Origin of the sequence: Lentzea aerocolonigenes, from assembly GCF_000974445.1 — a bacterium.
GTDB classification, from domain to species: Bacteria; Actinomycetota; Actinomycetes; order Mycobacteriales; family Pseudonocardiaceae; genus Lentzea; species Lentzea aerocolonigenes.
The window spans coordinates 1-13,002 of the sequence record NZ_BBOJ01000033.1 but is presented as its reverse complement, the minus strand read 5'-3'; the positions used below and the strand labels follow the sequence as shown (position 1 = coordinate 13,002).

At 69.5% G+C, this 13,002-nt stretch carries 13 protein-coding genes; 3 read left to right on the top strand and 10 right to left on the bottom strand.

The window, feature by feature from the left end; genetic code table 11:
• The first annotated feature begins 16 nt into the window (after positions 1-16).
• Positions 17-778 carry an SDR family oxidoreductase gene (locus AOM45_RS44105; RefSeq protein WP_030473245.1) on the top strand — a complete coding sequence of 254 codons (762 nt, stop codon included), beginning with the start codon at positions 17-19 and terminating at the stop codon, positions 776-778.
• Positions 779-933: 155 nt separating this feature from the next.
• On the opposite strand, the gene AOM45_RS44100 is transcribed toward AOM45_RS44105, so the two are convergent.
• Positions 934-1,821 carry a LysR family transcriptional regulator gene (locus tag AOM45_RS44100; RefSeq protein ID WP_030473244.1) on the bottom strand — a complete coding sequence of 296 codons (888 nt, stop codon included), beginning with the start codon at positions 1,819-1,821 and terminating at the stop codon, positions 934-936.
• Between the two features lie 79 nt (positions 1,822-1,900).
• Between AOM45_RS44100 and AOM45_RS44095 the strand changes: the two genes are divergently transcribed.
• Positions 1,901-2,779, top strand: coding sequence for an EamA family transporter (locus AOM45_RS44095; protein WP_030473243.1), 879 nt, complete (start codon positions 1,901-1,903; stop codon positions 2,777-2,779).
• Between the two features lie 200 nt (positions 2,780-2,979).
• Here AOM45_RS44095 and AOM45_RS44090 read toward each other — a convergent pair whose 3' ends face one another.
• Genes AOM45_RS44090 through AOM45_RS44065 form a run of 6 tightly spaced genes read right to left on the bottom strand, consistent with a single transcriptional unit; the run spans position 2,980 to position 6,091 of the window.
• The gene (locus AOM45_RS44090) at positions 2,980-3,447 is read right to left on the bottom strand and encodes a GNAT family N-acetyltransferase (protein WP_030473242.1); all 468 of its coding nucleotides are present in this window, start codon (positions 3,445-3,447) and stop codon (positions 2,980-2,982) included.
• 16 nt (positions 3,448-3,463) lie between these two features.
• Positions 3,464-3,928: a hypothetical protein gene (locus AOM45_RS44085; protein WP_030473241.1), complete on the bottom strand. Its 465-nt coding sequence runs from the start codon at positions 3,926-3,928 to the stop codon at positions 3,464-3,466.
• Positions 3,928-4,431, bottom strand: a complete 504-nt coding sequence (locus tag AOM45_RS44080) for a SigE family RNA polymerase sigma factor (protein WP_035913713.1) — start codon at positions 4,429-4,431, stop codon at positions 3,928-3,930. Before AOM45_RS44080 ends, AOM45_RS44085 begins: the two co-directional genes overlap by 1 nt.
• 9 nt (positions 4,432-4,440) lie before the next feature.
• Positions 4,441-4,854 (bottom strand): hypothetical protein, encoded by a 414-nt coding sequence (locus tag AOM45_RS51510; RefSeq protein ID WP_156094415.1) that lies wholly within the window; start codon positions 4,852-4,854, stop codon positions 4,441-4,443.
• A gap of 35 nt (positions 4,855-4,889) precedes the next feature.
• Entirely contained in the window at positions 4,890-5,570 is a 681-nt protein-coding gene (locus tag AOM45_RS44070) for an acVLRF1 family peptidyl-tRNA hydrolase (protein ID WP_051784704.1), read from the bottom strand.
• Entirely contained in the window at positions 5,567-6,091 is a 525-nt protein-coding gene (locus AOM45_RS44065) for a hypothetical protein (protein ID WP_236704049.1), read from the bottom strand. The genes AOM45_RS44070 and AOM45_RS44065 overlap by 4 nt, the downstream gene beginning before the upstream one ends.
• A 284-nt stretch (positions 6,092-6,375) precedes the next feature.
• Here AOM45_RS44065 and AOM45_RS44060 point away from each other — a divergent pair, with 284 nt between their 5' ends.
• Positions 6,376-7,278, top strand: coding sequence for a hypothetical protein (locus tag AOM45_RS44060; protein ID WP_232837002.1), 903 nt, complete (start codon positions 6,376-6,378; stop codon positions 7,276-7,278).
• A 67-nt stretch (positions 7,279-7,345) separates the two neighbouring features.
• Here AOM45_RS44060 and AOM45_RS44055 read toward each other — a convergent pair whose 3' ends face one another.
• The 3 genes from AOM45_RS44055 to AOM45_RS44045 all read right to left on the bottom strand — a co-directional run bounded on the left by AOM45_RS44055 (position 7,346) and on the right by AOM45_RS44045 (position 12,791).
• The gene (locus AOM45_RS44055; protein ID WP_030473235.1) at positions 7,346-10,141 is read right to left on the bottom strand and encodes a S8 family serine peptidase; all 2,796 of its coding nucleotides are present in this window, start codon (positions 10,139-10,141) and stop codon (positions 7,346-7,348) included.
• Between the two features lie 147 nt (positions 10,142-10,288).
• Complete coding sequence (locus AOM45_RS44050) at positions 10,289-11,830, bottom strand: deoxyguanosinetriphosphate triphosphohydrolase family protein (protein ID WP_030473234.1); 1,542 nt, start codon at positions 11,828-11,830, stop codon at positions 10,289-10,291.
• Between the two features lie 142 nt (positions 11,831-11,972).
• The gene (locus AOM45_RS44045; RefSeq protein ID WP_051784695.1) at positions 11,973-12,791 is read right to left on the bottom strand and encodes a phosphotransferase; all 819 of its coding nucleotides are present in this window, start codon (positions 12,789-12,791) and stop codon (positions 11,973-11,975) included.
• Positions 12,792-13,002 lie beyond the last annotated feature (211 nt).

Sequence of the window (13,002 nt, the reverse complement as noted above, 5' to 3'; positions counted from 1 at the left end):
CGCATAGATTGCGGCCATGAGCGAAGACTTCTCGGGCAAGACGGCGCTGGTCACCGGCGCGTCCCGCGGCATCGGCCTCGGCATCGCACGCGAGCTCCTCTCCCGCGGCGCCGCCGTCACGATCACCGGCCGCAAGGCCGACCAGCTGGCCGAGGCGGTCGAGCAGCTGAAGACCACCGGTGGCCGCGTCCTGGGCCTGCAGGGCAACGCGGGCGACGACGCGTCCCGCGAGGAGGTCGTCGCGCGCACCGTCGAGGAGTTCGGCAGCCTCGACGTGCTCGTCAACAACACCGGCATCAACCCGCAGTTCGGCTTCCTGATGGACGCCGACCTCAACGCCGTCCGCAAGATCTTCGACGTGAACGTCGTGGCCGCCCTCGGCTTCACGCAGCTCGCGTGGAAGGCGTGGATGAGCGAGCACGGCGGCGCGGTGGTGAACGTCGCGTCGATCGGCGGCCTTCGCTCCACGGGCGTCATCGGCGCGTACGGCGCGTCGAAGGCGGCCCTGATCCGCCTGACCGAGGAACTCGCGTGGCAGCTGGGCCCGAAGGTGCGCGTGAACGCCGTCGCACCCGCCGTGGTGAAGACGAAGTTCGCGGAGGCGCTGTGGAGCGGCCGCGAGGAGACGGGCGTGCAGGCCTATCCGATGAAGCGGTTCGGCACGCCGGAGGACGTCGCCTCTCTCGTGGCGTTCCTCTGCTCGGACGCGGCGTCGTGGATCACGGGTGAGACGGTGCGAGTGGACGGCGGCATGCTCGCCACGGGCACGGCAGGCTAGTCCGCCGCAACGCCCAGCACGTCGAGGAACGCGGCCGCGCCACACAGCGGCCGGGCTGCGGGCGAGGAACCACACCGAGCCGAGTTCCCACGCGCGGCCGCCTGAGCCACGCTGACGCAGGGGTCCCCTCCAGGGGGTCCCCTGCTTTCATTCTCTCAGCCACCACCGACATTTCCGGGCACTCCGAGCACTTCCAGGAACGCCTCAGCCGCAGGCGTCAGCCCGGCCGCGCTCCACACCAGGTGCTCCACCCGCGAAGGCCCACCCTCCACCGGCACCGTCTCCACCCCGCTCAACCGCGGCGCGTACCGGGAAGGCAGCACCGCGACCCCGAGCCCCTCCGAGATCAGCCCGGCCATCAGCTCCGCGGTGGTCACCTCGAACGCCACCTCCCGCTCCAGCCCCGCGGCCGTGAACGCCTGATCCGACTGCATCCGTCCCGGCGACCCGGCCGGAAAGTCGACGAACAGCTCGGAAGCCAGCTCCGACAACGAAACCGAGCCACGCCCCACCAGCGCATGCGAAGGCGCCACCACCGCGACGTGCTCGTCGCGCGCCAGCTCCCGCCCGCGCACCCCCGACGGCGTCACCCCCGGCGGCAGGCCGAGGAACGCGAGGTCCAGCGCCCCCTGCCGGACCTGGTCGACGAGCTCGTGGCTCGGCATCATCCGCAACGCCACCCGCACCTGCGGGTACCGCTCCCGGAACACCTTCAGCGCGCCAAGCAGGTCCACCGCCGCGACCGTGGGGATCACGCCGACCACGACCCGTCCGCGCACCTCCCCCACCGCCGCGGCAACCTCCGCGAAAGCCCGTTCCGCGAAGTCGAGGCACTGCCGGGCCGACGGCAGGAACGCCGCGCCCGCCGGGGTCAACCGGACGCTGCGGCTCGTCCGTGAGAACAGCCGGGCACCCAGTTCGCGTTCCAGGCGTGCGACCTGGTGGCTCAACGCGGACTGCACAACCAGGCACTGCCGTGCCGCCTTGGTGAAGCTGCCGGTCTCGGCGACCGCCACCACGTACCGCATCTGCTGGAGTTCCACGGATCTATCGTGAATCACGATGGATCGGATGAAAAGCATGTGTTGGACTCATTGATCGAGTCGTCCAAGACTGGACCACATGACAAACGACCTGTCCCGCACCGCGCTGGCGGCGTTCGCGCCGGTGGTCTGGGGATCGACCTACGTGGTCACCACCGAGCTCCTGCCGGTGGGACACCCGCTCTTCGCCGGCCTGCTCCGCGCACTGCCCGCCGGCCTGATCGCGCTGGCCATCACCAGAACGCTGCCCAAGGGCTCGTGGTGGGCGAAGGCCGCCGCGCTCGGCGTGCTCAACATCGGTCTCTTCTTCCCGTTCCTGTTCATCGCGGCCGAGCGCCTGCCCGGCGGGGTCGCGGCCACGCTCGGCGCCGCGCAACCACTGGTGGTGGCGCTGCTGGCGGTCGGCGTGCTGAAGGAGAGCCCGTCGGCGTGGCGGTTCGCGTGGGGCGTCATCGGCGTGATCGGCGTCGGGCTCGTGGTGCTGGGGCCGGCCGCCGGGTTCGACCTGATCGGCGTGCTGGCGGGGCTCGGCGGTGCCGCGACGATGGCGCTCGGGGTCACGCTGACGAAGAAGTGGGGCAGGCCCGTCAACGCGGGGCCGACGGCGTTCGCGGGCTGGCAGCTCACCGCGGGCGGGCTGTTCCTGGTGCCGGTGACGTTGCTGTTCGAGGGCCTGCCGCCGTCGATCGGCCTCGCCGCGGTGCTCGGTTACCTGTGGCTCGGCGGAGTCGGCGGGCTGCTCGCCTACGTCCTGTGGTTCCGCGCGATCACGACGTTGCCGGTCACCTCGGTCTCGATGCTCGGCCTGCTGTCCCCGATGGTCGCCGCGGTGCTCGGCGTCGCCGTGCTCGGCCAGACGCTGGACCCGGTGCAGCTCACCGGTTTCGCGCTCGCCCTGGCCGCGATCGTCGCGAGCCAGCGTCCCGCACCCGTTCTCTCCAGAGGAGTTCTGCAGTGAAGATCGCAGTCGGTGGCGCGGCACCGCTGCGTTCACCGAACGGCGGTCTCGTGCTCGACGACAACCGTTACGTGCCAACGCACATCCGCCCCCATGGCGGCGGCGAGCGTCCAGCAGTTCGAGGTGTGCCAGGCGCACGCGGCGGAGTGGGTCTCCCTCAGCCCGCCCGCGTTGCTCAAATCCGGTGAGCGCACCGGCAGCTACCCGAGATCCAGCCTCAGGACGGTCTCGCCGTCCTCGTCGATCTCGCCGGTCGGCACGAACCCGTAGCGGCGGTAGAACGGCTCGGGCGTGCCCTCCCCCGGCACGCAGCTGGTGATCAGCTCCCGCGCGCCGTCCGCGCGGACCAGCGCGACGATCTCGTCGAGGATCGCGGTGCCGTAACCGCGGCCCTGGTGCCCGGCGCCGATGAGCAACCGCCACAGGAAGTACGGCCCGCGGATGCCGGGTCGCGGAGTCACGTTCCAGCTGAGCATGACGAACCCTACGGGCTCGTCGCCGTCGTAGACCGCCCGGTACCAGGGATTGCCCTCCGGTTGCTCCCGCGCGTGCCGGAACGACGCTTCGACGGACGCGACGAAACGTTCCTGGGCCGGAGCCACGCGCACGGCGACCACCGCGTCGCGGTTGGCGTCGGTCACCTCGACGAGGCGGATCTGAGCGGTCATGCCCGGATTGTGCCGCTCAGCGCGATGTCGGCGGCATCGAATTACCGGTGACGGAGGACGTCGGGTTGGCCGTCGTCTCGGGCCCTGTCGCCGATGTGCCGGGCGTCGTCGTCTGGACCGGAGGGGTGGCTGGCGCGGAGGTTCCCGGTGACGTCGTGGTCCGCGTCGACTCGATCGAGCTCGGCACGTCGGGTGACGTCGACGTCGGCGGCGGCGGCGGTGAGGGCGTCGTGGTCGTCGTCGCGGTCGTGGACGGCCCCGGCACGGCGGGTTCGGGCGGCGTCGCGGCCGGCAGGATCGCCAGCGCCACGGCCACGACCCCCACGGTCGCGAGCCCGGTGCCCACCACCGCGACGGTGCGCCGCCGGGCCCGCACGGCCGTGCCTCGCTGGATCAGGTCGGCCGCGGTGATGGCACGCGGCGGCGCCCCCTCCGCGTGCAGAGCGGAGAAAGTCGCCCGCAGGTCGTCTTCGCGAACCATCACACCTCCAGCCTCAGATGATCGAACTCCGGCCCCAGCTTGCGCCTCAACGTCTCCAGGCCCTTGCTGCTCTGCGACTTCACCGTGCCCGTCGAGCACTTCAGCGCCGCCGCGGTCTCCTCGACGCTCAGATCGTGCCAAAAGCGCAACACGAGGACAGCACGCTGCCGTGCGGGCACGGCGGTGAGCGCCTGCCACACCACGAGCCTGTCCTCCGCCCCTGCGACGGAGGACAGGCCCTCGGGGGGTGTGTCAGTCAGCTTCTCCCTGCGCCATCGCACCTTGCGGCGTTCCGCGAGGAACGTCCGCACGACGATCTGGCGCAGGTACGGTTCGAGCCCTGACCGGTCCGAAATCTTCGGACCGGCCAGGTAGAGCTTCAAGAACGCCGACTGCATGAGGTCTTCCGCCTCGTGCCAGTTGCCGCACAACAGGAACGCCGTGAAGCGCATCGAGTCGGCGCACCGGTTGAAGCAGTCGGTGAACTCGGCCTCCCAGTTCAGGGGTGACTCCTACTTCGCAGGGGCAGACGAGGTCGGCGACGTCGTCGTCGAGGGGTACGAGGTCGGCGACGTAGAGGGGTACGAGGCGGGCGACGTCGTCACCCTCGTCTCGCTCGGCGGGTAGGACACCGGCGGCGAGGTCTGGATCGACGACGGCGACGACGGCATCGGCGTGGTCGCCGGGGCGCCGGGCCGCGAGGACGTCGGCTCTTGTGCCGGCGACGTCGTCACGGTCGAGCTCGGCGGGTAGGGCGTGGTCGCCGGGCTGGTCTCGATCGAGGACACCGGAGGCGTCGTCGCGGGCGCCGAGGTCGTCGGCTTGGGCGCGGTCGAGCCGCCACCGCTCAGCGCCAGCGCGGGCACCGCGATGCCGACGGCACCCAGCGCCACGGCTCCAGCCACGATCGCCATTCGTTTGCGCACTTTTCGACTCCAGCGGGTGATCGGTGGTGCCTCGGTCAGGCACCCTCACCCGTATCCATGCGGTCGGCTCCCGGTTCGGTTGCCTGTGTGTCCTGGATCACGATCTCGACGCAACGGACCCGTTCAGCGGCCTCGTCGAGCACCGCGCGCCGGGGTTCCGGGACGTCCAGGACGCGGTCCTCGGCCTTCGCGAAGACGTCCGAGAGCCTGCGGTCGTTGCGCAGGACGTCCAACGCCTGCCGGTCGCCGCCGAGCACGACGCTGTCCAACTGGGCAAGCCTGGGGACGAGAACCCGGAAGACGTCGTCCGCGGCCGCCTGGAGCGCGACGCGGGCCTGTCCCTCCCGGCGCCGGGCGAACCGCTGCTGCGACCACCCGCCGGCCCTGATGCGGCCGTGCACCTGCTTGCGGTCGGTCGCGGACACCTCGACCTCCACGCCGAACGCCACACCGACGCTGTGCCCGCCGAGCCGCACGAGGACGAGCCCGATGCGCCGCGGTGCCGTCAACTTCTCGATCACTTCTTCCAGAGAGGTACCGCCGCGCGTCTCGAACCTGGCGGTCGCGCCGTCGGCCGCGGTGATCTCGACCTCGGTCTCCCCCACTCGGATCTCGACGGCGCCGTGGCGGTCGGCGAACCTGCCGATCCAGCCTTCGACGCGTTCCGGCTCGACCTCGACGGCCCGTCCACCGGGAACCGGCCGCACCCGGCTCATCTGACGGCCACCCACACGGGGACGCGGTGACCGCTCTCACCGGGCGCGAGCCGTTGCACGCTCACGAACCCCGCGGCGTGCAGGCCGTTCTCCATCTCCGCCGCGGAGAGGACCCTGTGGCGCGTGGCGGCCGTTCCGGAGATCTCCCACCCCGAGGTACCCCGGAGCAGCGTCACGACCTCCAGGCCGTACGACAGGCCGTCGGGAGCCCAGTCCCAGAGCTGCACGGTGACCCGGTCACCGTTCACCTTGGGCGGCGGGGCCGTGGGCTTGAGCACACCGAGCCGGTCGAGCTCGGGCACGGCAGCCACCAGCACCCCGCCCGGCCGCAACGACGCGTGGGCGAGGAGCAGGATGTTCGCGAGGGACTCCTCGTGGGCCAGCCTGGGCAGCAGGTCGTCCGCTGCCCGCACCGCGTCCACCTGGACGCCGGGCACCACGTCGAGCAGGTCGACGACCGCGTGCGGACCGGGTCCGAGCACCGCACCGGCCACGGAGGTCAGCACGTCGAGGTCGTTCACCGTGCACACACTAGAGCCAACCCGACACGAGGCGTGAACTGCACATCAATGTTACTGATCGGTTCGGATCGCTTGACAGATGAGGCTCGAAAGCGTGAACTCATCAACCGTATGGATTAACCATTGACTCCATCCGGTCTCGACCAGCGATGTTCACGGACGGGTAGGGTCACTGGGGCGTGATCTTATGACAGCGGGGAGTCACCATGACCACTGCTGCCGGTCGACCAACACTGACCGTTGACGACACTGACTCAACGGGCCACGGCAGCCTTACGCAACTCTTGACCACGGGACCGTTCCCGGAAGCGTTGAGGGCTGCGATCAAGGCGAGCCGACTCAGCCTCGACCGCATCCAGCACCGGTTGGCACTGCGCGGCGTGACCATCAGCGTCGCGACGCTCAGCTACTGGCAGTCAGGACGGCGAAGGCCTGAACGCCCTGAATCGCTGGAGGCGCTGCGGCACCTCGAGTCGGTCCTGGGCGTGCCTCAGTCGGGTCTGTCGGCGCTGCTCGGACCGCCTCGTCCGCGAGGCCGCCGTTGCCGCCCGACGACGATGATGCCGATCGACGCCCTCTGGGCGCGTCGTGAGCGGGTCGCGAACCTGCTCTCGAAGGTCGACACGTCTTCCGACCTGAAGCTCGGGCGGATCAGCCAGCACGACCGCATCGAGATCTCTGCCGACGGCGGGCAGAAATCCGTGTGGGTGCGGCAGATCCTGCGCGCGGAACAGGACGGCCCCGATCGCTGGGCGCTCGTCTTCGAGACCGAGGAGTCCGACGTGCTCCCCGAGATCGTGAACGTGCGCAACTGCCACCTCGGCCGCATCGCCCGTGACCACGAAGCCAACATCATGGTCGCGGAGATGATGTTCGAACGGCCGTTGACCCGCGGCGAGACCCTCATCATGGAGTACCAGCTGGTGTTCCCGGAGGGCCACGCTCCCAAGGGCAACAACACGTTCGCGCGGAAGTTCCGGCTTCCCGTGCGGGAGTACGTGATCGAGGTCCGCTTCGACGAGGCGAACCTGCCGTCGCGCGTGCAGCAGTACAGCGTGCCGGCGGGAGACGAGACGCCGTCGCGGCGCCGGAACCTCACGCTGGACTCGGGTGGCGGCGTGCACGCCGTGGCGCTCGGGTTCGGCCCCGGTGTGTTCGGCATCCGCTGGGAGTGGCCGAACCGCTAGAAGTTCTTCCAGGACAACGGAAAGGCCCCCGGCTCGCGAGCCGGGGGCCTTCTCGTCGCCTAGCTCATCACACCCAGCCTGCGACGTGCAGCGTCACGGCGCGGATGGAGCCCTTGTCGGACCCGACCACGTCAGCGACCTTGAACGTCCACGTGCCGTCCGCCGGGTCCGCCAGCAGCGACGACAACGTGCCCGTGGCGGGCAGCCACTTGCCGGTGAACGGCGCGTCGCCGCTCAGCACCGTCGAGAACGACTTCGTGGCGGTGTCGTCGAACACGGCCTGGCAGATGTTGTTGCCAGTGCTGCCGGAGCGCGAGAACAGCGTGACGGACTTGCCCGACGGCGAGGTCAGCGTGCCGACCAGGTCACCGACGAAGGTGTGGTCGATGCCCACCGTCGTGGCGCCGTCCGCCGTCGAGCACGTGGCGCCGTCCACGGAGAACTTCAGGTTCGACGCGCCGCCGACACCCGTGACGGGCAGCGAGATCGACACACCGGTCTGGTCGTTGTCCGGGATGGCCACCGGCGCGCCGGTGTACGCGAACGTCTTGAACTCGCGTGACGGCTCACCGACCCGGAAGGTGAACGACGACGACGTCGGCGACGTCGAGCCCGAGTACGTCACCTTCGCGTCCAGCTTGACCGCCGAACCGAGCGCGGCACCGGCCGGCACGGTCACCTTGAAGGTGTTGCTGACGGTCTGGCCGACATCGATGTTGCCGTAGTACTTCGACCGCGGCGCGATGGTCACACCCGCGCTCGGGGTCGTCAGCACGACCGAGGTCGACGCGGCCGAGCCGTCGCCGCCGTTGGTCACCGGCAGCGTCACCGTGGCGGTGGTGCCGGGCTTGAGGTACTGGCTGCCGTCGGCGTCGTTGACGATGGACGGCTTCTGCGCGCGGGCCAGCGCCTGCGGCGAAGCACCCGTGTACTGCAGGGCGCGGTCGGCCATCACGATGCCGGCGCCGGTGCGGTTGTCCACACCGGACTCGACGATGTCGATCGCCGTGTTGACAAGGGCTTCCTTGACGTCGGCGGGCTTCAGCGTCGGGTTGCCGGACAGGATCAGACCGGCGATCGCGGCGGCGTTCGGAGCCGACGCGGACGTGCCGAAGAACGGCGCGAAGCCCGGCACCGACGTGGTCACACCGTCGGCCGCGGTGATGTCCGGCTTCTGCCGGGTCTCGGCGAGCGGCGTGCCGTCGGGCGCGAAGAACGTCTTGCGCGGACCGTCGGACGTGAACCGCTCCGGCTTCTGCGTGCCGTCGAAGGCGTTGGGGTACGGGCCCTTCGGGTTGGCCGGGTCACCGGGCTCCAGGTCGAACGGCAGCGCCGCGGCGGCCGGGGCGGCCGCGACCGAGATCGCGCCCTTGGCCGCGGAGTGGCCGCGGGTCATGCCCGGCGTGACGAACTTCTTGAGGCCGTCGCTGGAGTCGGCGAACCTGCCACCGAACAGCGACAGGTCGAAGTACTTGTCCTCACCGCGGAACTTCACGACCGCGAGACGGGTGCCCGTGGACGAGGTCGGCGTGTTGAGCCGCTCGTACGGGTCCTGCGCGCCGTCCTGGTTGTTCTGGCTGAAGGTGACAACGTTGCCTTGAGCGTTGACCAGGTAGAGGTCGTAGTCGTTGAACGACTGCCCCAGCGGGTCGGCCCAGTGCAGCGTCACCGGCGTGTCGCCCGAGTAGTTCGACAGCGGGTTGAACAGCTGCTTGGCGTTCGGGTTCGGGTCGAAGTCGTGCGCGGTGCCGGCGAACTTGCCGACGCCCACCCCCGAGTCGACGAACTGACCCTCCCAGTGACCAGCGGTGCCGTCCGCGACGTTGCCCTGGTTGCCGGCGCTGGAGAAGAACATGGCGCCGTCCGCGGCGACCGCGTCCACGGCGCGCGCGATGATGCCGTCCTGGAACGGCGACTCGTTGAAGTAGATGACGTCGTCAACGATGACATCGCAGCCGAGGTCGAACCGCAGCTTCTTGATGTTGTCCGCGAAGCTCGCGTCGCCGTTGAGCGCCGTGGCGTACCCGAGCTCGGCGTTGGGCGCGATGTCGTGCAGGATCTCGAGCATCGCGGTGCCCTCGTCGCCGGAGCCCGCCTGGCCCGGCACGATGTCGACGGCGGGAAGCTCACCCGCGGCCTGCGACACGGCCAGCGAGTTCACGCCGTCCGAGAGCGCGCAGAGCTTCACGCCGACACCGGTCACGTGGAACGAGCCACGCGCGGCCTCGGCGTTGTGGGCCTTGTCGCTTTCGGCGACCTTCGCGGCCTGCACGGAGAGCTGCTTCTCCGACAGCCGGCGCTCGATCTCCCGCGCCTTGTCCTCTTTGGACGGAGCCTGCTTGCGGGACTTGGGGTCCCGCTTGTTCTTCACTTCCTGCGTCATCGCGTCACTGCCGGGCTCGACGCGCGTGACGTCGTTGCGCCCGGCGATCTCGGCGACCTTCGCGAGCGGAACCTCGGCGCGCACGGTGCGGTTCTCGGAGGAGACCGCCCGGATCTGTCCGCCCACCGCGCGGACAGCGTTGACGAGGTCCTCGGAGTACTGCTTGGCGCGGATGTCCACGAGGGTCGTGGACTGCGGCGTCACGGCAACGCCGGTCTGCACCTGGGGAAGGGCGCTCATCGTCCCCATCTGGCCGCGCTTGCGCGCCTCCACGACGAGCGCGCTGTCTACTTTGGACTCAGCGGAGCTGAGCGACTTCTTGATGCTCTGCAGCGCGGCGATCTGCGCCGCGGTGCGGTCGGTGATGGACTTCGACGCCTTGACCGGGTCCGCCGAAGCCGGCGTGACAGCGGTGAGAGCGGCCAGAAGAACTGCGGTACCTGCGGTGACTAACGTCGTGCCTCTTCGAGATCGGCGCACAGGGCTTCTCCCCCGAACGTTGTGCGTGCCCCCGAGCACGCTGCCTGCGACCGGATGATCCCGGTCGAGGCGCCAACGTATGGCGCGCGACTGATCACAGTCAGCATCCGATTGGGCTACTTCTCACTTAGCAGACACAATCACAGTTCACAGAACAAAAGCGTCAGTCCACAACTGACCGGTTCGCCCGGAAAGGGCTTCCAGCAACGCGGCGGCCTGGTTGTCGGTCAAGGACGCGACGAAGTCCACCACAGCCCGCCCCCGCGCCAGCCCACGCACAACATCAGGCCCCACCGGCACTTCACCGGCCGGACCGACCAATGTGGACGGCTCCGTCCGGGCGAGCCCCGCGTACTCCGTTTCGGCCAGCTCAACCAGATCGTGCAACCGCCGCGGCAACCGATCAGCCTCGGTCCGATCGGTGACCCACTGCTCCAACGCGTCCACCAGCGACGTGAGCAACCGCGCCTGACCACGCTGGTGCAACGCCAAATCGGGCCGCAGCAACACAAATCGCCGATGGACGAACTTCAACACCTGCACCTCGTGCCACTGCTGCACAGCCAGCACGACGTGCCCGGACCGCGGCGTAGGCTCCTCGATGACCCCGACAGCGTCCACCAACCGCCGCGTCCACCGCGCACTGAACCCGGCAACCGCCTGCTCCGCCTCGACCGACCCGTCGAACGGCACGGACAACAGCCCGTCCACGAGCTCCTTGCTGACCTTCCGCACCGCCAACGCGAACGCCTCGTCGCTCATCACCCAGGAGTCCTTGAGGTGCAACCGGCGCCTCAGCGTCTCGAGTGACCGTCCGGGCATCCTGATCTCCGCGCCGAGCTCGGCATCGCTCAACCCGGCGAGGTCCAGTGCGTGCGTCTGCCAGGTCCCGAGCTCGGCCGAGACCGTGGCGTGCTGCAGAACCCCGACCCGGTGAAAGTCCTCGAGGTCGTGAATCGCGTAGGCGATGTCGTCCGCGGTGTCCATGACACTGGCCTCGACCGTCTGCTGCCACCCCTCGATCCGCCCCTCGAAGGGCTCCCGCGACTGCCGGAGATCATTGACCTCGGTGACGTAAGCCGAGAACTTCGAACTACCGGTCCCCGGCATGTCATCGGGCTCCGACGCACCACGCGGCGCGACCTCGAGCCCCAGCGCCTGATGCCGAGTCCACGGGTACTTCAACATCGCGGCCCGCACCGCCACGGTCAGATCAAGCCCCAGCGCCTTGGGCCCCCGCACATCGGTGGTGGTCACGATCCGAAACGACTGCGCGTTCCCCTCGAACCCGTCCGGCAACCCGAACCGGTGCCGAGCCAGCCGATCCAGCACCTGCTCCCCGAGATGCCCGAACGGCGGGTGCCCGAGGTCGTGCGCAAGAGCCGCGGCCTCCACCACGTCGGGATCGCACCCACCGAGCTTCTCGAGCACCGCGGTGAGCTCGGGCCGCCCGATGAGCCGCTCGGCGATGGCCCGCGCCGCCTGGGCGACCTTGAGGCTGTGCGTGAGGCGGTTGTGCACGAGCAACCCGGACCCGGTGGAACTGACGACCTGCGTGACCCCACCGAGCCGTGCGAAGAACGGGGAGCTCGCCACCCGGTCGCGGTCGACGCGGAAGGGGTTCGTAGCGAGGTCGGCGGTCCGGCCGACGCCGGCGGACCGGCGGGCGGTGCGCTGCTCGTTGTGCATGGCACAGAAGGTACCGGCCGGCCACGAGCCTGCGGCGCCCCACGCGACTTCCTCATTGCGCGGCGAAGACAACCATGCGTTTGTGACACCTCCGTGGATGAAATGACTAATAGAGGAGCCAGCGCCTGAATCCGGCCATCGTTCACCTGATCGAATGACGCCACCCGGTGTGCCAGCGCACGAGGATGTCCCACCAGTCGACCTCGAGCGGGGTCAGCCGACGCACGGACTGGTAGCCGGCGAGGAACTCCCCGTGGATCTGCGCTGACACCAGCCCCCAGTCGTGGAAGCGGGTGCCGAGCAGGACCGCCGACCGCGTGAGCTCGACGACCCGGTGATCGAACCTCGCCTCCTCGAAGTCGATGACCGCGGCGACCTCGGTTCCGGCGCACAGGACGTTGGCGGAGCGGAAGTCGTGGTGGCCGAGCTGGACTGGCAGCTCGCCGGAGGGCGCGTCGGCGAGCAGCCGGCGGAGAGCGTCACCGGTCTTCACGGACAGGTGCTCCGCATTGGCGTCGAGCCAGTCCGTGACGCGAGTCTTCAACGGTGCCAACGGACCCGAGGTCGCGTTAAGACGATCGGCACCGGGATACACGGCCAGCGCATCCTGCAACCGGGCCAGGACCGCACCGGCCGCTCCGACCTGGCGTGGATCGGCGGTGTCGAGCAGGTCACCTTCGATCTCGCGCTGCAGGGACATCGAGGCACCGTCGACCTCGACCTGAAGGCGGCCGTCCAGTGCGGGAACGGGGAGCGAGACCGGCAGCCCCTGACCGTCCAGCCAGCGGGTGAGGCGCGCGATCTCGGCCAGCCGCGGAAAGAGCCCGGTCACGACGGACCACTTCGCGAGCAGCCGGCCGGACGACGTGCCGACCCGAGCCAGCGCATTGTGATCACTGATCACGATCCGCTCGCAGGAGTGGATCCGCACACCCCAGTGCTCGTCCAGCGTGGTGGCCACTCATCGGGCGACCGACTGTTCGTCGCGGAAGCCGAACCTGCTGTCGAGAGCGCTCAGCGGATCGTGCGCCTCCCACAACATCTCCACAACAGGGACGTAGGTGTTGGCCATGAATCCTTTGTGCCACAGGTGAGTTGCCGCCCGGCAACGCAAAAGACCCCTGAGGGGAGCACCGCAGTGCTCGACCCTCAGGGGTCTTCTGAAAGATTGT

Coding starts and splice junctions, on each gene's coding strand:
- AOM45_RS44105 (WP_030473245.1), top strand. CDS start 17: ATGAGCGAAGACTTCTCGGGCAAGACGGCGCTGGTCACCGGCGCGTCC.
- AOM45_RS44095 (WP_030473243.1), top strand. CDS start 1,901: ATGACAAACGACCTGTCCCGCACCGCGCTGGCGGCGTTCGCGCCGGTG.
- AOM45_RS44090 (WP_030473242.1), bottom strand. CDS start 3,447: ATGACCGCTCAGATCCGCCTCGTCGAGGTGACCGACGCCAACCGCGAC.
- AOM45_RS44085 (WP_030473241.1), bottom strand. CDS start 3,928: ATGGTTCGCGAAGACGACCTGCGGGCGACTTTCTCCGCTCTGCACGCG.
- AOM45_RS44070 (WP_051784704.1), bottom strand. CDS start 5,570: ATGAGCCGGGTGCGGCCGGTTCCCGGTGGACGGGCCGTCGAGGTCGAG.
- AOM45_RS44050 (WP_030473234.1), bottom strand. CDS start 11,830: ATGCACAACGAGCAGCGCACCGCCCGCCGGTCCGCCGGCGTCGGCCGG.